Raw genomic sequence first — 18,528 nt, forward strand, 5'->3', positions numbered from 1 at the left:
CCGTGCCGCTCACGCCGTATTTCGATGGGCGCGCGGGGCAACCCATGTGCACAAGCCCTAGCTGTGGTGTAACCGTAATCTTGGTTGCAGCCGATTCTTTCGCTTAGTCCTGCAGTGGAGATACCGCCATCAAAGCGATTCTGGGCCAAACAGCGGTGACCGGAAGACCGTTCGATGTCGCGAGCTATGCGCTGCCGACCCATATGGTGATGCAGGTGACCGGGCTGGGCGCAGGCGAATTCCTCCATTCCTTCGGCGATACTCATCTCGATCAGGCCCCGCTGCAGCTTTCGCGCGAGTCCCGGGCGCTGCCGAAGCTCTCGCTCAATCCGGCAGTGTCGCGGCTCGAGCATTTCCAGTTCGGGGACGTGACGATCCCGGACTACGACTCCCACCCCACTATCAAGGCGCCGATCGCAGCATGACCCTCAACATCCGCTCCGCCCGCTCCGGCGAGGCCGGGCTCGTGCTCGCCTTCATCAAGGAACTGGCCGAATACGAGAAACTGCTGCACGAGGTCGTCGCGACCGAGGCGGAGATCGGCGAGGCGCTGTTCGGCGCGAATCCGAAGGTCTTCTGCGACATTGCCGAATGGGATGGCGAACCGGTCGGCTTCGCAGTCTGGTTCTACACCTATTCGACCTTCTCGGGCTGCCACGGCATCTGGCTGGAGGACCTCTACGTCCGGCCGGGACAGCGGGGGCGCGGCATCGGCAAGGGGCTGATCGCCGGCTTGGCACGTCGCTGCGTCGCAGAAAATCTGCCGCGCCTCGCCTGGTGGGTGCTGAACTGGAACGAGCCTTCGCGCGTTTTCTACCGGTCGATCGGCGCCAAGGCGCAGGACGAGTGGACGGTGAAGCGGCTGGAGGGCGAGGCGCTCAGGCGATTGGGCGCGGAGGGTTGAAGCCATGGAGAAGCGCCCGATCGTGGTGGTCGCGGCCGTTGCCGACAATGGCGTGATCGGCGACGACAACCGCCTGATCTGGCGGCTCAAGAAGGATCTGCAGCGGTTTCGCGGGCTGACGATGGGCCGCCCGGTGCTGATGGGGCGCAGGACCTTCCTCTCCATCGGCAAACCGCTGCCGGGGCGCGAGATCATCGTGCTGACCCGCGATCGGAGCTTCGCCCCGGACGGCGTCAGGGTCGCGCATTCGCTCGACGAGGCTCTGGCGACGGGGCAGGAGGTGGCAGCAGCGAGCGGCGCGGATTCCGTCACGGTCGCTGGCGGCGCTGAGGTTTATCGGCAGGCGCTGCCCTTCGCCGACCGGCTGGAGTTGACGCTGGTCCATGCCGAGCCGGCCGGAGACGCGCTTTTCCCCGATTGGGAGCGCGGCGCCTTCGAGGCCGGAGCAAACGAGCATCACCATGCCGATGCGGACAACGAGTATCCTTATACCTTCGTCACCTACCGCAGGCGCGGCTGATCGCCGCTTTCCGTTCACGATGAATGGCTTGCGCGGTTGACGAATCCGTGGCCCATGACCAACTCAGCCCAGCGTCTTCAGCCGAAGGCGCTGACAAGCGGCCGCTATTCGCCTATGGCTCGGCCTCGACAGAACGGAAGGGATCGGCTCGGGAATGCCTTGGAGCAATCAGAGCGGCGGTGGCAGCGGCGGGGGTGGACCCTGGGGCCAGCGCGGGGGTAGCGGTGGTGGCGGCCCATGGGGGGGCGGCTCAGGCGGAGGCAACGGCAATCCGCCCGATCTCGAGGAAATCCTGCGGCGCAGCCAAGATCGGCTGAAGAACCTGATACCGGGCGGCAATATCGGCGGGCGCGGGCTCGTGCTCGGCCTTCTGGTGCTCGTGCTGATCTGGCTCGGGTCCGGCATTTATTTCGTGCGGCCCAACGAGGTCGGCCTCAACGTCGTCTTCGGGCGCTTCGCCGGCAAGACGGGCGAGGGCGCCAACTGGAACTGGCCCTATCCGATCGGCAGCGTGATCAAGCCGCAGGTGACGAACGTCATCACCACGGAGGTTGGCTTCCGCACGGTCGAATCGGTGCGTACCTCGCGCCAGACCGACGTCATCGAAGAGAGCCTGATGCTCACCGGTGACGAGAACATCGTCGACATCGATTTCATCGTGCAGTGGCAGATCGATCCCGCCGCGCCCGAGAACTACGTCTTCAACATCCAGGATCCGCCGGGTACGGTGAAGGCCGTGGCCGAGAGCGCGATGCGCGAGATCATCGGCCGCCGCAACATCCAGCCGGTGCTGACCACTGACCGTGGCGCGATCGAGACCGAGGTGCGCCAGCTGATGCAGGAGACGCTCAACGGCTACAATGCGGGCGTGCAGATTCGTCTCGTCCAGCTCCAGAAGGTCGATCCGCCGCAGCAGGTCATCGACGCCTTCCGCGACGTCCAGGCGGCGCGCGCCGACCAGGAGCGCCTGCGCAACGAGGCGCAGACCTATGCCAACCGCGTCGTGCCGGAGTCGCGTGGCCGGGCGGCCCAGCTCGTCCAGTCGGCGGAAGCCTTCAAGGAACAGACCGTTGCCGAGGCGCGCGGTCAGGCGAGCCGCTTCAACGCGGTTTACGAGCAATACAAGAATGCTCCGGGCGTGACGCGCGAGCGTCTCTTCCTGGAGACGATGGAACGCGTGATGGGCGGGACTGACAAGATCATCCTCGACAACCCCGCGGGTGGGCAGGGCGTGGTGCCTTATCTGCCGCTCGACCAGCTCAATGCGGGCCGACAGGCCCAGGGCTCCCGTCTGCAGGGAGGGGCCAACCGATGAACGGTTCCTACCTTCGCGCGGCGCTGCTGGTCGTCGTCGCCGCCGTCGCAGTCGTGTTTTATGCCTGCACCTTCGTGGTCTCGCAGACGCAGTCGGCGATCGTGCTCCGGCTCGGCGCGGTGCGTGCCGTCAAGACTGCGCCCGGCCTCTACTTCAAGTGGTTCGCGCCGATCGAGACGGTGACGCTGCTCGACAACCGCATCCTCGATCTCGACCTGCCGGCGCAGGAAATCATCGCCTCGGACCAGAAGCGTCTCGTGGTGGATGCTTTCTCGCGCTATCGCATCTCCGATCCGCTGCGCTTCTACCAGGCGGTCAACAACATCCCTCGTGCGAACTCGCAGCTCGCCTCGATCGTGAACGGCAATGTCCGCTCGGTGCTGGCGGAAGCGACCTTCACCTCGGTGGTGCGCACCGAACGCTCGCGGCTGATGAACCGCATCCGCGACGACGTGAACCGTGAGGCGGCGCGCTTCGGCATGACGGTGGTCGATGTTCGGCTCCGGCGCGTCGACCTGCCGGCGGCGAACTCGGCGGCGGTGTTCCAGCGGATGCAGACCGAACGTCAGCGCGAGGCCGCGGAAGCCCGCGCGCTCGGCGGCCAGCAATCGCAGGAGATCAAGGCGCGGGCCGAAAGGGACGCCACCGTCATCGTCGCCGAGGCGCAGCAGCGCTCGGATGTGATCCGGGGCGAGGGCGAGGCCGAACGCAACAAGGTCTTCGCCGAAGCCTTCGGCAAGGATCCGGAGTTCTTCTCCTTCTACCGCTCGATGCAGGCCTATGAGGCCAGCATCAAGCCAGGAGACACCCGGATGGTGCTGACGCCGGATTCACCGTTCTTCCGTTACTTCAACGGTCCGAACGCGCAGCGTCAGGATGGTCAGGCGGGAGCTCCGGCGACGCCTGCCACGCCTGCACCGGCCCGGCCCTGATCATGGCGAGCGACGCGGATGCTTGATTTCGTCGCGGCGCTCGGCCTGGTCTTCGCTATCGAGGGCATCCTTTTCGCGGCGATCCCGCATCTGGCGAAGGATGCCCTGCGAAGCGCGGCGGAAACCCCGCCGGATCGGATGCGGCTCATCGGCCTCGGCTCGGCGGTGCTGGGTGTGTTCCTGGTATGGTTCGCGCGTGGTAGCTGGTAGAATGACGGCATAGGGCACGCGATCGTGTTCACTGACATGATCGTGTGTCGCCCTTCCGCCGCATTTTGGAGTTCAATCAACGCGCGCGCCTGCCTGGATCGATCGGCCCGCATCTTTCCGTCATGAGGATTCATATGGCATCGAAATCCGTTCCCGCAGTCCGGTCCGTCCGCATCGCTCTCGCTGCCGGCGTCGCTGGCCTCGCGTTGCTGGCGTCGCCGGTTCTGACGCCGGGGCACGCGCAGGCCAACACTCCGTTGCTGCAAGGGCAATCTTCCCTTGCCGATCTCGTCGACAAGGTCATGCCGGCGGTGGTCAACATCTCGGCTGTCACCACCAACGACACGAAGGGCCGCAACCTGCCGCAGCTGCCTCAGCTCGGCCCGGACACCCCCTTCGGCGACCTGTTCGAGGAATTCTTCAACCGCCGCAACCAGCAGGGCGAGCGCCAGGCGCCGCAGCAGCGCCGCTCGCAATCGGCCGGTTCCGGTTTCGTGGTCGATCCGTCGGGCATCGTCGTCACCAACAACCACGTCATCGGTGATGCCAACGAGATCACGGTGATCTTCAACGACGGGCTCAGGCTCAAGGCCGAGGTCATCGGCAAGGACACCAAGGTCGACCTCGCCGTGCTGCGCGTGAAGCACGACAAGCCGCTGCCGGCCGTCAAGTTCGGCGATTCCGACAAAATGCGGATCGGCGACCCGGTGATGGCGATCGGCAACCCGTTCGGCCTCGGCGGCTCGGTTTCCTCGGGCATCGTTTCCGCCCGCAACCGCGACATCAGCCAGGGCCCGTACGACACCTATATCCAGACCGATGCGGCCATCAACAAGGGCAATTCAGGCGGCCCGCTGTTCAACATGGCGGGCGAGGTCATCGGTATCAACACGGCGATCCTGTCGCCGACCGGCGGCTCGGTCGGCATCGGTTTTGCTGTGCCCTCGACGCTGGCGACCAATGTCGTCGACCAGCTCAAGGAGTTCGGTGAGACGCGGCGCGGCTGGCTCGGCGTGCGCATCCAGACCGTCGATGACGCGACCGCCGAAGCGCTCGGCCTGGGCACGGCGCGTGGCGCGCTCGTCGCTGGCGTCGACGACAAGGGCCCGGCCAAGCCCGCCGGGATCGAGACCGGCGACGTCATCGTCAAGTTCGACGGCAAGGACGTGAAGGATTCGCGCGACCTGCCGCGCATCGTCGCGGCGACGCCGGTGGGCAAGGATGTGCCGATCGCAGTGATCCGCAAGGGCAAGGAAGAGGTCAGGACGGTCAAGCTGGGCCGCCTCGAGGATGGCGAGAAGGTCCAGGCGGCGTCGGCGAACAAGCCGGCCGCCGAGGCGCCCAAGCCGGCAGTGACGAGCGCGCTCGGCCTCGAGCTCTCGGCGCAGACCGATGAGCTGCGCAAGCGCTACTCGATCAAGGACGGCCTCAAGGGCGTGCTCATCACCAAGGTCGACGCCAACTCGAACGCCGCCGACAAGCGCATCCTCGTCGGCGAACTGATCGTCGAGGTCGGCCAGGAGCCGGTGAACGCTCCGCAGGACGTGACCAAGCGACTCGACACCCTCAAGAAGGAGGGCAAAAAGTCCGCCCTCCTGCTCGTCTCCAACGGCCAGGGCGAGGTCCGCTTCGTTGCCGTCTCGATGAACTGAGATACCTCGTCGGTCGTCTCTGCCGACATGGCGATCTGCTGGTTGGAAAGGAGCCCTTCACAGGGCTCCTTTTTTGTTGACGTAAGGGCGGTTGACAGATCGATCGGTTGCATTAATCATCTATAGGTTGCATTTCTTGCCTGGATGTGCTGCATGCCCGATGAGCGGCCCCCAGCAGAAACTCCTGTGCCGCCGTCGGAGCCATCGTCTTGGCACCCAGGCGGAAGGGGGACGAGCGCAGCTCAAACAGTTCCAGGCGAAGTCGCCATCTGGAAGCGTATCAAGACGCTTGCCTCGGCGCAGGTGAGCCTCGTGGGCGTCGCCCTTTTTGCGGCAGGCATCGCAATCTGGCAGTACCTGACGTTTCGAGAGGAAGAGCCGGTTACGGCGGCGTCGATTGCTGCGTCGTGGAACAGCAGCATCGCCAAGCTGGGGATCACCCCTGTGTTTCCGCCGGAGGAAGATCTCCATGTCGGCGATGTCTGGGCGGTGATCGAAGATGCCGATGAAAGCCAAGCGATTTTAGGCAAGGCGGTCAGAATCGCGCATATCAGCCTCCGCGAAGACCTGAAGCGGGAGGCAAATCTCAAGCGGCCGACATTCAGCAGAACGGTCGAGCTTGAGAACGGAAAAAAGATCAGGAAACAAAGCAATTATGAGGTCGATGCCGGCGATGTCAGCGATAAAATCAAGCTGTCTCTGGCATTGTTTCCGGGCATTACGATAAATAAATCCGTCAAGGCTTCTAGCCTTATCGATAGTGTCGGTCTGACATTCGGCCTTTCCAGCGGCCGAAACGACGCCGAAGAAATCAAGATCCCGATATCGGAAACCTATGGCGTTTCCGCAGGTATTGCAGCGGCCCGCCTTGATATCTGGTGTAAGGACCCCCCGACGCAGCTATATTGCCGCGATGAATTTCTTCGACGCGTCATGGCGTTCGCTGTCAACGAACGTGTTCTCGCGACAAAGGATGGCGCTTACACGGCCAAGATTCAGCTCAGGCTGGTCAACCGCGTCTTCATGACCCGCGAGATCGAGCATCGCAAAACCCGTGACTTCGCGCTCGGCGCATCCGCCCGCGCTGCAGTTCCGCCTGCTGAGGCCGAACCTGTCGGAGCCGGAGCTGCATCCTCGAGCGAGGCGCGCATCAAAAGCCTCGAGGATCGCGTGTCGGCGCTGCTGAGCGGCGGGCCAGGGGGAACTTACAGCCGGGCCGACAGCAACGAGTTCGCCCTCAAACAGCTTCTGGAGCGACCGGTGGTGTTCGGCTTCAGGGCCGTCTCGACGTCGATCGTACCGTCAACACCTGGAGAGGGACGAAAATGATGATGCGTTTTCTGTCGATCGCGTTGTTGACGATCTCTGCCGGTCCGATGGCGATGGCGGAGGACAAGCCCGCTGCTCCGCGGCCCTGCGAACCGCACCCGGAATGTGTGCTGTCATCGTCCAGACTTGTTCCTGCTGCTCCGAACAGCGGTATCCGCACGCAACAACAGCCGAGCATCGCAACCGACAAGGGGCTGGTCGTTCAAGGCATATCTCCTCTCGATCGGAGCACATTCCGAGTCCCGTCGCTCGGGAAGGGTGGCATTCCGTAATCGTGAGGTCGAGGCGGACCTGGATACGAGGGCAGTCCGGCCCGTGCTTCGCATGTCGTGATTGCAGACCGGCGACGAGGGGAGCGCGCTGGCGCAGGGCGCTGGAACATGGCTAGAGCTTCGCGACGCTGCTCCGGAAATCCGGAAGCGCCGGGAGAGGCCAGATGAAGATCAGCGCGATTCCCTTCGTCACCACGGACTGGTCGACGATCCCGCCCGAGCACCATGCCGGCGACAGCGGGGAAGCGATCTGGCGCGTCCAGTATTTCGGGCCGGAGGAGAACCGTATCCGCGTGCGCATGGTCGAGTACTCGCCCGGCTATGTCGCCGACCACTGGTGCTCCAAGGGCCACATCATCCTGTGCCTGGAGGGCGAGATGGAGACCACGCTCGCGGACGGGCGCGTGATGCCGCTCAGAGCCGGCATGAGCTATCAGGTCGCCGACGGCGCCGAAGCCCATCGCTCGGCGACCAAGACCGGCGCGAAGCTCTTCATCGTCGACTGAGCGGGTTTTCTGACGGGCAGGCCGTCCCGGGCGACCGGAGGGAGAGCCGGGATGACACGCGCTTTCCGATGTGTGGATCAGGCCCGGACGAACTCGCGGCCGGCATAGCCCTGGGCGTAGAGCAGGGCGGTGAGATCGGCATGGTCGAGCCTGGCGTCGGCCGCCGCGGCAACCGCCGGCTTGGCGCGGAAGGCTGCACCCAGCCCGGCTTCGCCGAGCATGGCAAGATCGTTGGCGCCGTCGCCGACAGCCAGCGTCGCTTCAGGCGTCAAGCCGAACCGCGCGCGCAACTCGATGAGGGCGTCGAGCTTGGCCTGCTTGCCGAGGATGGGATCGGCGACCTCGCCGCGCAGGATGCCGCTATCGGCCAGCAGCAGATTGGAGCGATGCTCGTCAAAGCCGATCGTCGCGCTGATCGGGCCGGTAAACACGGTGAAGCCGCCCGAGACGAGGGCGGCGTAGGCGCCGTTGGCGCGCATGGTGCGGACGAGCTCGCGCCCGCCGGGCGTCAGGGTGATGCGGTCGCGGATGATCTCGTCGACGACCGAGAGCGGCACGCCCTTGAGCAGCGCAACGCGCTCGCGCAGTGCCGGTTCGAAATCGATCTCGCCGCGCATCGCCCGTTCGGTGATCGCGGCGACATGCTCCTTGAGCCCGACGACGGCGGCGAGTTCGTCGATGCATTCCTGGCCGATCATGGTCGAATCCATATCGGCGAGAAACAGCGCCTTGCGGCGTGTCGCTACCGGCTGGACGATGACGTCGATCGCGGCGCCTTCCAATGCCGTCCGGATATCGGCTTCGAGCTTGCGCGCGTCGGCGGCTTCCGCGAAGAGGTCGGCGGCGATCGTGCCGTCGAGCGCGGCGGTGCGGACGGCTCCCGGAATGGTGCGGGTGAGGCGGGCGAGAAGGGCCTCGTCGACCAGCGCCTGGCCGTGGGCGGATACGAGTGTGGCGACAAGCATGCGAGGACCAGTGGGACAGGCGGAAGGACAGGTCAGGGCGGTGCTCATCGCAGGTCCGACCGCCAGCGGCAAGTCCGCGCTGGCGATCGAGATCGCGCGCCGCACCGGCGGCACCGTCGTCAACGCGGATTCCATGCAGGTCTATGCCGATCTGCGCATCCTGACGGCACGGCCGGGCGAGGCGGAGGAGGCGATGGTGCCGCACCGCCTGTACGGACATGTCGACGGCGCCGTGAACTATTCCGCGATGCGCTATGCCGAGGATCTGGCGAAGCTGCTGGAGGATCTGCAGGCGCGGGGCTCGCTGCCGATCCTGGTCGGCGGCACGGGGCTCTATTTCAAGGCCGTGACCGAGGGGTTCTCGGCGATGCCGGCGGTTCCCGAGGGCGTGCGGGCCGCGTTTCGCGCTCACGCCGATGGGCTGGATACGTCCGCGCTCCATGCCGAGCTTGCTGCCTGCGATCCGCTGATGGCGGAGCGGCTAAGGCCGACCGACCGGATGCGGGTCATGCGGGCGCTCGAAATCTTCCGCGCGACCGGGCGCTCGCTCGCAAGCTTTCAGGGCGAGCGCGAGCCCGGTCCGCTTGGCGAGGAGGGGCTGCTGCGGCTGTTCATCCATCCGGAGCGGGAGACGGTCCGGCGACAGATCGACCGGCGCTTCGAGTCGATGATCGCGGCAGGTGCGCTCGACGAGGTCGCGCGGCTGAAGGCGCGCGGGCTCGATCCGCTGCTGCCGATCATGCGCGCCCATGGCGTGCCGGGGCTGATTGCCCATCTCGGTGGCGAGATCACGCTGGAGGAGGCGATCAGGCGCGGGCAGGCCGATACGCGCGCCTATGCCAAGCGGCAGGTGACCTGGTTCCGCCATCAGATGACGGGCTGGCGGGCGGTCGCGCCGGCCGCGGCGCTGGAGATCGCTTGCGAGGAGCTGGCGATCTGATCAGGCGGCCGCCACGATGGTCTCCGGCGGAGCCGCCAGGCCCAACCGGTTGCGGCCTTCGTTCTTGGCCCGGTAGAGCGCCTGGTCCGCCCGCGCCGTCAGGGATGCTAGGGCTTCGCCGGGATGACGCGCGGCGATGCCGAGGCTGGCAGTGACGCAGAGCGCCAGCGTCTCCGAAACGGGCATGGAGCGGGTGAGCAGGGTGTCCTGGATCTGGCGTGCGCTCGAAGCAGCGGAGGCCAGGTCGCAGTCCTGCAGCAGGATGGCGAACTCTTCGCCGCCGAAGCGTCCGACGAGATTGTGCTCGTTGCGAAACTGCCCGAGCAGAAGATCGGCGAAGGCGCGGATCACGGCATCGCCGGCCGGATGACCATAGCTGTCGTTGACCTGCTTGAAATGATCGAGATCGACGATGATGAGCGCGACAGCGGAGCCGTCCGCCTCGCTTGCCGCGATGGCGGCATTGGCCTTCTCGGTGAAGGAGCGGCGGTTGAGCAGCGCCGTGAGCGGGTCGGTCTCGGCCAGGCGCCTGAGCTCGCGCTCGCGCTCCTCGCGCTGGCCGATCTCCTCCGAAAGCGCGCGCCGAGTCGCCCGCTCGCGGCCGATCTCCAGCGCGAGCGTGGCGGCCCGCAATTGCAGCGTCTGGTTGGCGACGGTGAGGTCGGTGATGTCGGTGAGGGTCAGCAGCAGCCCGTCCCCCAGCGGGGCGATGGCGATGCGCAGCCAGAGGGTCTTGCCCTGCTGGGTGAAGGAGGTTTCCAGCACGTCGGCGCGCTGGAGGTTCATCGCATAGACGCAGCGCTGCCAGATCGACGGGTCGGAGAGGAAGGGCAGGCTCTCTCGGCCGTCCGTATCCAGGAGATCGACGTCCGGCCGCCCGCTGAGTTCGGCTGCGCGCCGGTTGGCGGTGACGATGACGGTCTGTTCGATTCCACCGATATTGTCGCGGATGGCCCTCAGCGCCACGATGCCGCTCGGCGAGGTTTCCAGCACGGCGTTCAGCAGATCCTCGCGGAACTGCAGCGGCCGGCTGAAGGCGATGACGAAGCGGCGCCCATCCTGCGCGATCGTCGGGAGGAGCAACCGTTCCCAGAGCGCGACGCGCACCGTGCCGCTTGAGCGATGCACGGTGTAGAGCGGCCGGTTTTCGGCCAGAGCCTGGTCAAGGCTGTCGATGGTGAAGCGGGCAACCTGCGGGCGCATGCCGGAGACGCGCTGTCCCAGACGCGTGGCGCCGGAATAGCGTACGATCTCGCGCCCGAAATGCAGCCACCGGTAATCGCCGTCGCCCGTGGGTTCCAAGATCATGAGATCCTTCCCGAACAGGGGCAGGATCTCTTCGGAGAACGCTTCATAGGCGACCGGGCCATCGCCATGGCCGTGCAATGCGAACCGCTGCAGGATCTCTGCGATCTGCGCCGCATGGCTGCGTGCTGCGATATTCTCGCTGTGGACTTCGTAGTACATGTCCGTCCCGGTTCGAGCTCGCGGATACTACGAGGGACGCATTGAGAAATCGTTCCGTAACGGCACCTGATTTTTGTGTGTGCCGCAGATCGGCCGGTAACCATGTTGTTGGCGCTTGACCGACACGACGCTCTCCGCTAGCGTTTCCGCAACTTCCGCTAAGGACCGTGAGCGCGATGCGCAAGCTTATTATCGTAGAGGTGCGCTGGTAGGGGCCGGTTTCACAACCGGGCGTCCCCGACGCCAGCGCACGCCCAGGCCCCTCCGAGGGCCTTTTTTATTGCCTAAATTCCCAGACAGACCAGAAGATCAGCCTCAGGAGAGCGTAATGAGCGAGATGATGACCGGCGCCGAGATGGTCGTCCGCGCGCTTCAGGACCAGGGTGTCGAGCACCTGTTCGGTTATCCGGGCGGCGCCGTACTCCCGATCTACGATGCGATCTTCCAGCAGGACAAGGTCAAGCACGTGCTCGTCCGCCACGAGCAGGGAGCGGTCCATGCCGCCGAGGGCTATGCGCGCTCCGGCGCCGGCAAGGTCGGCTGCGTGCTCGTCACTTCCGGCCCCGGCGCGACCAACGCTGTCACCGGCCTGACCGACGCGCTGCTCGACTCGATCCCGCTCGTCGTCATCACCGGCCAGGTTCCGACGCATCTGATTGGCTCAGACGCCTTCCAGGAATGCGACACGGTCGGCATCACCCGCTCCTGCACCAAGCACAACTATCTGGTGAAGAGCATCCACGATCTGCCGCGCGTGCTGCACGAGGCGTTCTATGTCGCGGCGAATGGTCGTCCGGGCCCGGTCGTCATCGACATCCCTAAGGACATCCAGTTCGCGACCGGCACCTATAGCCGCCCGCGCGACAACCAGCACAAGACCTACCGCCCGGTGGTCAAGGGCGACCTCGCCAAGATCAAGGCGGCGGTCGAGTTGATGGCAGGCGCCAAGAAACCGGTCTTCTATACCGGCGGCGGCGTCATCAATTCCGGCCCGCACGCCTCGGCGCTGCTGCGCGAGCTCGCTCGGCTGACGGGCTTCCCGGTTACCTCGACGCTGATGGGGCTCGGCGCCTTTCCGGCCGCAGACAAGCAGTGGCTCGGCATGCTCGGCATGCACGGCACTTACGAGGCCAATCTGGCGATGCATGACTGCGACGTCATGATCAATATCGGCGCGCGCTTCGACGACCGCATCACCGGCCGGATCGACGGCTTCTCGCCGCGCTCGAAGAAGATCCATATCGACATCGACCCGTCCTCGATCAACAAGACGGTCAAGGCCGATATCGGCATCGTCGGCGATTGCGCCCATGTGCTCGAGGATATGGTGCGGATCTGGCGCGAGAGCAGCCCGCAGGTCGACAAGACCGCGCTCGCCACCTGGTGGACGCAGATCGAAGGCTGGCGCGGTCGCAAGAGCCTCGCCTACAAGCAATCCGATACGATCATCAAGCCGCAATATGCGCTGGAGCGCCTCCATGCGCTGACCAAGGATCGCGACACCTACATCACGACCGAGGTCGGTCAGCACCAGATGTGGGCGGCGCAGTACCTGCAGTTCCAGGAGCCGAACCGCTGGATGACCTCGGGCGGCCTTGGCACGATGGGCTACGGCCTGCCGGCGGCCATTGGCGTGCAGATGAAGCATCCCAAGGCGCTGGTCATCGACGTCGCCGGCGAGGCCTCGATCCTGATGAACATGCAGGAGATGTCGACGGCGGTGCAGTACCGGCTGCCGGTCAAGGTCTTCATCCTCAACAACGAGTATATGGGCATGGTGCGCCAATGGCAGGAACTGCTGCATGGCGGGCGCTATTCGGAGAGCTATTCGCAGTCGCTGCCGGACTTCGTGAAGCTCGCCGAGGCCTATGGCGGCCACGGCATCCGCTGCGACGACCCGGCCAAGCTCGACGCCGCGATCATGGAGATGATCGAGACGCCCGGCCCGGTGATCTTCGACTGCCATGTCGCCAAGGAAGAGAACTGCTTCCCGATGATCCCGTCGGGCAAGGCGCATAACGAGATGATCCTGCCCGATTTCGAAGGCGATACCGGCCAGATCATCGACGCCAAGGGCAAGCAGCTCGTTTGACGAAGCATCGTCATGCTCGGGCTTGACCCGCGCATCTCAGGCCGACGGGGCGTTCCGCCCTCGAAGAGATTCTCGGGCGAAACTTCGCTCCGCCCGAGAATGACGCTGGCGGCATGGCAAAGGAAACGACATGGCTACGATCGGTCTGATCGGCGGAATGAGCTGGGAGTCGACCGCGGTCTACTACCGGCTGCTCAACGAGGGCGTGCGCGCGCGTGCGGGCGGACTGCACTCGGCCGATGTATTGCTGCATTCGGTCGACTTCGCTGGTATCGCCGAGATGCAGGCTCAGGGTGACTGGGCGGCGGCAGGCGCGGCGCTGGCCGAGAGCGCACGCCGGCTGGAGCGCGGCGGCGCTTCCTGCCTCGTGCTCTGCACCAACACCATGCACAAGGTGGCCGACCGGATCACGAGCGCGACCAAGCTGCCCTTCCTGCATCTGGCCGATGTGACGGCGCGGGCGATCCGCGCCACGCCGTCGCGCCGACCGCTGCTGCTGGCGACGCGCTTCACCATGGAACAGAACTTCTATCGCGACCGGCTGAAGGCCTTCGGCGTCGAGGCGCTGGTGCCGCAGCCGCAGGAGCGCGACGAGATTCACCGCGTCATCTATGACGAGCTGTGCCGCGGCCGCGTCGAGCCGGCGTCGCGCGAGTGCTATCGCGCGGTCGTCGAACGCGCGGTGCGGGAGGAGGGCGCCGATGGCGTGATCCTCGGCTGCACGGAGATCACGCTTTTGGTCTCTCAGGCGGATTTCACGGTTCCCGTCTTCGACACCACCGCGCTCCATGTCGCGGCGGCGCTCGATTTCGCCGGCGAAGTGGAGAGCGTGGCCGCATGAAGCTGCTCATCGGCAACAAGTGCTACTCGTCCTGGTCGCTGCGGGCCTGGCTGCTGCTACGCGCCAAGGGGATCGCCTTCACCGAGCAGCTCGTGCCGCTCGACGAGCCCGGTTTCAAGGAGACCGTCTTCGCCGCGGCGCCCGGCAGCGGCGGTACCCTGCCGATGGTGGTCGATGGCGATATCGCCGTCTGGGAGACGCTGGCAATCTGCGAGTATCTCCATGACACGCATCCGCAGGCCGGGATTTGGCCGCGCGACATCGCGGCCCGCGCCCATGCGCGTGCCGTCTCCAGTGAGATGCATGCGGGCTTCATGGCGCTACGCAGTACCTGCCCGATGAATCTGGGCAAGCGCTTTGCGGGCCGCGACCGCGGTCCGGGCGTCGCCCGCGACGTCGAGAGGGTCACCGGGTTGTGGCGGCAGGCGCGCGAGCGCTTCGGTGCTGCTGGCGATGGGCCGTTCCTGTACGGCGCCTTCTCGGCGGCGGATGCGATGTTCGCGCCGGTCGTCACCCGCCTCGATACCTATGGCATCGCCGTCGACCCCGTTTCGCAGGATTACATGCGGGCGATCCTCGCGCTTCCCGCCTATCGCGAGTGGCTTGCCGCCGCGCTGGCCGAGCCCTGGATCGTAACGCAGGACGAGGTGGACGAGCCCGCCCTCGTCGACCTCCGTCTCTCCTGAGCTTTCCCTTTCGCCAATCGTCTGCTCCAACCCGCCTACAGGTCCGTCATGTCGAAGCCCGCCACCCATTATCCGAATGCCCCGAAGGCCCAGCCGAGCGCGCGCCATACCCTGGCGGTGATCGTTGACAACGAACCGGGCGTTCTTGCCCGCATCGCCGGGCTATTCTCGGGGCGCGGGTACAATATCGAGAGCCTCACCGTCTCCGAGACCGAGCATGAGAAACACCTTTCGCGCATCACGGTCGTGACCTCCGGCACCGCCAGCGTCATCGACCAGATCAAGGCGCATCTCGACCGGCTCGTCCCGGTCCACCGCGTCGTCGACCTGACCGAGCAGGGCGAGGCGCTGGAGCGCGAGCTCGCCCTGGTCAAGGTCGTCGGCAAGGGCGAGCACCGCGTCGAGGCGATGCGGCTGGCCTCCGCCTTCGGTGCACGCACGCTCGATGCTTCGCTCACCTCCTTCGTCTTCGAACTCACCGGCTCGACCGAAGAGATCGAGCGCTTCATCAAGCTGATGACCGTGGTGGGACTCACCGAGGTCTCGCGCACCGGCATCGCCGCGATGAGCCGCGGCCCCGAGGCTATGTGAGCATGGCGCTTACGCCAGAGGTTCTCAGCCTGATCGCGCTCGGGCTCGGCCTCGTCGGCTTTGCCTGCCTCGCCATGCCGGTGCTGATGCGCCTGTCCGGCCGGGCGCCGGCCGAACCGATGGGGAGCGGCAGGAGCTTGCGCTCCCCGCTCTGGTGGGCGGGGTTCATTCTGACGATCGCCGCGATCTTCGTGCAGCGGATGGCGAGCCAGCAGGGCGGCTGAGGCTCCTATCCTCACTCTTCGCGGAAACGCGAGGTCATCCCGGATCGCCGCTTCGCGCCGTCCGGGATGACCGTGCTTCGTTTGCAGATCGAGGCTCTAATCAGCCGGCGAAGCCGCCTTCCATCAGGAAGCGCTTTTCCTCCGCCGTCGTGTCGCGCTCCAGCACCTCGTTGCGATGGGGGAAGCGGCCGAAGTCGCGGATGATGTTGCGGTGGACCTCGGCGTATTTCACGCCTTCGGGGTCCTCGGCCGCGGCGCAGAGCGCAATGCAGCGCTCCTGATCGGCCAGCTCTTCGGAATGCATGAAGGGCATGTAGAAGACGCGCCTCTCCGGCGCCTCGTAGGCGTCGTCGAAGCCGCGTGCGATCGCGCGTTCCGCAACGGCGAGGGCCTGCGCATCGGTCGCGAAGGCGCGCGGGCTGCCGCGGAACATGTTGCGCGGGAACTGATCGAGCAGGATCAGCAGCGCGTAGACGCCTTCCGGGGTTTCCTCCCAAGCGTCGAGCTTGCCGGCTGCCGCGGCCTCATGAATGGGCAGGAAGCGCCGGGTGATCTCCGCATCGAAGGCTTCGTCCTTGGCAAACCATTTCTCGGGGCCGGCCTCGCGCCAGAAGGCGAGAATCTCGGGGGCGCTCGGCAGGGTCATGGGCGGTTCCGTTCTTCAGGCGACAGGGCCTCAGAGATAATTCCTCTCCGGCTTGCCGCCAGCCCCGAAAAACGCTTGCCCGCATGCGGCGGCTGCGCTAGACGACTGAACCGTAACGTACGGTACTGGATTTCTCCGAACCCATGACGCAGGCTCAGGCAGAGGCACAAGGCGAGGCGCTGACGGTGCGCCAGCAGGCCGTGCTTGATGCCGTGCTCAGCCTGATGGTGGAGAAGGGCAGCGGATTGACCATGACCGCCGTGGCGCGGCGCGCCAGCTGCTCCAAGGAAACGCTGTACAAGTGGTTCGGCGACCGCGAGGGCTTGCTGACGGCGACGGTGCAGTGGCAAGCCTCAAAGGTGAGGGCAGGCAATTACGACCGGCAGAATCTCGACGCCGGCACCCTGCGCGAGAGCCTGAAGGGCTTCGCTGCGAACTGGCTGGACGTGATTTCAAGCCCGACTTCGATCGCGCTCAACCGCGTCGCCGTCAGCCAGGCGGCGTCCCGCGACGGGAATCTCGGCTCGATCGTGCTGGCCAATGGCCGCTTCGCCATCGGCGAGCGCCTCAAGCCGGTGCTCGATGCCGGCCGCGAAGCGGGTCTCATCGCCTTCGACGATACAGAGACGGCCTTCCGCACCTTCTTCGGTCTCGCGGGCCGCGACGTCCAGATCCGGCTGCTGCTCGGCGATACGCTGACCTTGAGCAGGGCCGAAATCGCGCGCGACGCGGAGCGCGCAACCGAGCAGTTTCTCACCCTCTACGGCACGGCGCAGAACGATCCGGGCCGGAAGACGAACAACGCGTGACAAAGGAGACACCCATGCGCGTCTATTACGATCGTGATGCCGACATCAACCTGATCAAGGGCAAGAAGGTCTGCATCGTCGGCTACGGCTCGCAGGGCCATGCCCATGCGCTGAACCTGCGCGATTCCGGCGTCAAGGACGTCATCATCGCTCTGAAGGCCGGTTCGGCCACGCGCAAGAAGGCTGAGGATGCCGGCTTCAAGGTGATGACGCCGTCCGAGGCGGCCAAGGTGTCGGACATCATGATGATGCTGACCCCCGACGAGCTGCAGGGCGACATCTATCGCGACGAGCTGCACGCCAACATGAAGGAGGGCGCCGCCCTTCTGTTCGCGCACGGTCTCAACGTCCACTTCAACCTGATCGAGCCGCGCAAGGACCTCGACGTGCTGATGGTCGCCCCAAAGGGCCCCGGCCACACCGTCCGCTCCGAGTATCAGCGCGGCGGCGGCGTGCCGACCCTGATCGCGATCCATCAGGACGCCACCGGCAACGCCCATGACCTCGGCCTCTCCTACGCCTCGGCCAATGGCGGCGGCCGCGCCGGCATCATCGAGACCACCTTCAAGGAAGAGTGCGAGACCGACCTGTTCGGCGAGCAGGTCGTGCTCTGCGGCGGCCTGGTCGAGCTGATCAAGGCCGGCTACGAGACGCTGACCGAGGCCGGCTACGCCCCCGAGATGGCCTATTTCGAGTGCCTCCACGAGGTGAAGCTGATCGTGGACCTGATCTACGAAGGCGGCATCGCCAACATGAATTACTCGATCTCGAACACCGCCGAGTACGGCGAGTACGTCACCGGCCCGCGTATCATCACGGCCGAGACCAAGGCGGAGATGAAGCGCGTGCTGACCGACATCCAGTCGGGCAAGTTCACGCGCGACTGGATGCTGGAGAACAAGGTCAACCAGACCTCGTTCAAGGCGACCCGCGCCCGCTACGCCGCCCACCCGATCGAGGAAGTCGGCGCCAAGCTCCGCGACATGATGCCGTGGATCAAGGCCAAGGCTCTCGTCGACAAGTCGAAGAACTGAGCCCTTTCGATCTCCGTCAAGCTCGGGTCGCCGCTCCGCGGCGCCCGGGAATGACGTGAGAGGCACAGGCTTGAGAGTTTGATTCAAGTGGTTGCGGGTTTGATTCCGCTTGTTCTCGTAACTGCTTGATACCGAACGTCTTCGGATCTTTGCGGGCGGCGGCCGGAAGGCTGCCGCCCGCTGCGTTTAGGCGGACGCAGGAACACCGCGGGCCGACAGGAGTTTCACTTCCGGTGCAGGGCCGAAAGGCCAGGGAAACATCATGGGAGACGGTCATGACGGTCGACGTTCGACCCAGAGTGCCCGAACAGGATTTGGAGAGGCTGCGCGGGGGTAACCCGCTGCCACCGTTGCGGGCCGCCGATCACAGCGATGCCCACCCGGCGGTGGAGACGCCCGTCGAGGCGAGGCAGGGTTTCCTGGGGCGGCCGGTCCTGACTGTGCTGGTCGCGGGGCTCGCCTTGGCCGTGATTGCGTGGATCGCGGTCGATCTGCTCGTCTACTGAATTTCTTGCGTGAGACGGATCGTGTTTGCCTGCTGCCTGGGGAGGCTGCGATGGAACTTTTGCGGATCTTCGAAGCGCCGGCCGTGA

At 65.6% G+C, this 18,528-nt stretch carries 21 protein-coding genes; 18 read left to right on the forward strand and 3 right to left on the reverse strand.

Going from position 1 to position 18,528, the window contains the following annotated elements:
• Positions 1 to 155: 155 nt before the first annotated feature.
• From AC1DNE_RS02120 to AC1DNE_RS02160, 9 genes are all read left to right on the forward strand, one after another.
• Positions 156 to 425, forward strand: a complete 270-nt coding sequence (locus AC1DNE_RS02120; RefSeq protein WP_441469627.1) for a thymidylate synthase — start codon at positions 156 to 158, stop codon at positions 423 to 425.
• Complete coding sequence (locus tag AC1DNE_RS02125; RefSeq protein WP_441469626.1) at positions 422 to 904, forward strand: GNAT family N-acetyltransferase; 483 nt, start codon at positions 422 to 424, stop codon at positions 902 to 904. Before AC1DNE_RS02120 ends, AC1DNE_RS02125 begins: the two co-directional genes overlap by 4 nt.
• A 4-nt stretch (positions 905 to 908) precedes the next feature.
• Complete coding sequence (locus AC1DNE_RS02130) at positions 909 to 1,424, forward strand: dihydrofolate reductase (protein WP_441469625.1); 516 nt, start codon at positions 909 to 911, stop codon at positions 1,422 to 1,424.
• Positions 1,425 to 1,578: 154 nt separating this feature from the next.
• Positions 1,579 to 2,739, forward strand: coding sequence for an FtsH protease activity modulator HflK (gene hflK / locus AC1DNE_RS02135; RefSeq protein WP_441469624.1), 1,161 nt, complete (start codon positions 1,579 to 1,581; stop codon positions 2,737 to 2,739).
• The gene (gene hflC / locus AC1DNE_RS02140) at positions 2,736 to 3,671 is read left to right on the forward strand and encodes a protease modulator HflC (protein ID WP_441469623.1); all 936 of its coding nucleotides are present in this window, start codon (positions 2,736 to 2,738) and stop codon (positions 3,669 to 3,671) included. The genes hflK and hflC overlap by 4 nt, the downstream gene beginning before the upstream one ends.
• A gap of 18 nt (positions 3,672 to 3,689) precedes the next feature.
• Positions 3,690 to 3,881: a DUF2065 domain-containing protein gene (locus tag AC1DNE_RS02145; RefSeq protein ID WP_400506061.1), complete on the forward strand. Its 192-nt coding sequence runs from the start codon at positions 3,690 to 3,692 to the stop codon at positions 3,879 to 3,881.
• A 134-nt stretch (positions 3,882 to 4,015) separates the two neighbouring features.
• Complete coding sequence (locus tag AC1DNE_RS02150; RefSeq protein ID WP_441469622.1) at positions 4,016 to 5,533, forward strand: DegQ family serine endoprotease; 1,518 nt, start codon at positions 4,016 to 4,018, stop codon at positions 5,531 to 5,533.
• 312 nt (positions 5,534 to 5,845) lie between these two features.
• The gene (locus AC1DNE_RS02155) at positions 5,846 to 6,862 is read left to right on the forward strand and encodes a hypothetical protein (RefSeq protein ID WP_441469621.1); all 1,017 of its coding nucleotides are present in this window, start codon (positions 5,846 to 5,848) and stop codon (positions 6,860 to 6,862) included.
• 436 nt (positions 6,863 to 7,298) lie between these two features.
• Positions 7,299 to 7,640, forward strand: coding sequence for a DHCW motif cupin fold protein (locus tag AC1DNE_RS02160; RefSeq protein ID WP_441469620.1), 342 nt, complete (start codon positions 7,299 to 7,301; stop codon positions 7,638 to 7,640).
• A gap of 77 nt (positions 7,641 to 7,717) precedes the next feature.
• Here AC1DNE_RS02160 and serB read toward each other — a convergent pair whose 3' ends face one another.
• Positions 7,718 to 8,605 (reverse strand): phosphoserine phosphatase SerB, encoded by an 888-nt coding sequence (gene serB, locus AC1DNE_RS02165; RefSeq protein WP_441469619.1) that lies wholly within the window; start codon positions 8,603 to 8,605, stop codon positions 7,718 to 7,720.
• On the opposite strand from serB, the gene miaA reads away from it, so the two are divergent.
• Positions 8,604 to 9,545: a tRNA (adenosine(37)-N6)-dimethylallyltransferase MiaA gene (miaA, locus tag AC1DNE_RS02170; protein WP_476765523.1), complete on the forward strand. Its 942-nt coding sequence runs from the start codon at positions 8,604 to 8,606 to the stop codon at positions 9,543 to 9,545. The two genes, serB and miaA, sit on opposite strands and share 2 nt — an antisense overlap.
• On the opposite strand, the gene AC1DNE_RS02175 is transcribed toward miaA, so the two are convergent.
• Positions 9,546 to 11,012 (reverse strand): GGDEF domain-containing protein, encoded by a 1,467-nt coding sequence (locus AC1DNE_RS02175; RefSeq protein WP_441469617.1) that lies wholly within the window; start codon positions 11,010 to 11,012, stop codon positions 9,546 to 9,548.
• Between the two features lie 328 nt (positions 11,013 to 11,340).
• Here AC1DNE_RS02175 and AC1DNE_RS02180 point away from each other — a divergent pair, with 328 nt between their 5' ends.
• The 5 genes from AC1DNE_RS02180 to AC1DNE_RS02200 all read left to right on the forward strand — a co-directional run bounded on the left by AC1DNE_RS02180 (position 11,341) and on the right by AC1DNE_RS02200 (position 15,446).
• Complete coding sequence (locus tag AC1DNE_RS02180; RefSeq protein WP_441469616.1) at positions 11,341 to 13,104, forward strand: acetolactate synthase 3 large subunit; 1,764 nt, start codon at positions 11,341 to 11,343, stop codon at positions 13,102 to 13,104.
• A gap of 130 nt (positions 13,105 to 13,234) precedes the next feature.
• On the forward strand, positions 13,235 to 13,945 hold the full coding sequence (locus tag AC1DNE_RS02185) for an aspartate/glutamate racemase family protein (protein WP_441469615.1): 711 nt from the start codon (positions 13,235 to 13,237) through the stop codon (positions 13,943 to 13,945).
• On the forward strand, positions 13,942 to 14,631 hold the full coding sequence (locus AC1DNE_RS02190) for a glutathione S-transferase family protein (protein ID WP_441469614.1): 690 nt from the start codon (positions 13,942 to 13,944) through the stop codon (positions 14,629 to 14,631). Before AC1DNE_RS02185 ends, AC1DNE_RS02190 begins: the two co-directional genes overlap by 4 nt.
• A gap of 48 nt (positions 14,632 to 14,679) precedes the next feature.
• The gene (ilvN, locus tag AC1DNE_RS02195; RefSeq protein ID WP_441469613.1) at positions 14,680 to 15,222 is read left to right on the forward strand and encodes an acetolactate synthase small subunit; all 543 of its coding nucleotides are present in this window, start codon (positions 14,680 to 14,682) and stop codon (positions 15,220 to 15,222) included.
• Positions 15,223 to 15,224: 2 nt separating this feature from the next.
• Positions 15,225 to 15,446, forward strand: coding sequence for a hypothetical protein (locus tag AC1DNE_RS02200; RefSeq protein ID WP_441469612.1), 222 nt, complete (start codon positions 15,225 to 15,227; stop codon positions 15,444 to 15,446).
• Positions 15,447 to 15,546: 100 nt separating this feature from the next.
• Here the strand turns inward: AC1DNE_RS02200 and AC1DNE_RS02205 are convergent, their stop codons facing one another.
• The gene (locus AC1DNE_RS02205; RefSeq protein WP_476765522.1) at positions 15,547 to 16,092 is read right to left on the reverse strand and encodes a DUF924 family protein; all 546 of its coding nucleotides are present in this window, start codon (positions 16,090 to 16,092) and stop codon (positions 15,547 to 15,549) included.
• A 143-nt stretch (positions 16,093 to 16,235) separates the two neighbouring features.
• On the opposite strand from AC1DNE_RS02205, the gene AC1DNE_RS02210 reads away from it, so the two are divergent.
• The 3 genes from AC1DNE_RS02210 to AC1DNE_RS02220 all read left to right on the forward strand — a co-directional run bounded on the left by AC1DNE_RS02210 (position 16,236) and on the right by AC1DNE_RS02220 (position 18,441).
• Positions 16,236 to 16,901, forward strand: coding sequence for a TetR/AcrR family transcriptional regulator C-terminal domain-containing protein (locus AC1DNE_RS02210; protein ID WP_441469610.1), 666 nt, complete (start codon positions 16,236 to 16,238; stop codon positions 16,899 to 16,901).
• Between the two features lie 14 nt (positions 16,902 to 16,915).
• Complete coding sequence (ilvC, locus tag AC1DNE_RS02215) at positions 16,916 to 17,935, forward strand: ketol-acid reductoisomerase (protein WP_441469609.1); 1,020 nt, start codon at positions 16,916 to 16,918, stop codon at positions 17,933 to 17,935.
• Between the two features lie 275 nt (positions 17,936 to 18,210).
• Positions 18,211 to 18,441 carry a hypothetical protein gene (locus AC1DNE_RS02220; RefSeq protein ID WP_441469608.1) on the forward strand — a complete coding sequence of 77 codons (231 nt, stop codon included), beginning with the start codon at positions 18,211 to 18,213 and terminating at the stop codon, positions 18,439 to 18,441.
• Positions 18,442 to 18,528: the final 87 nt, after the last annotated feature.

The sequence above is a fragment of the Allobosea sp. 05L423 genome (genome assembly GCF_056397745.1).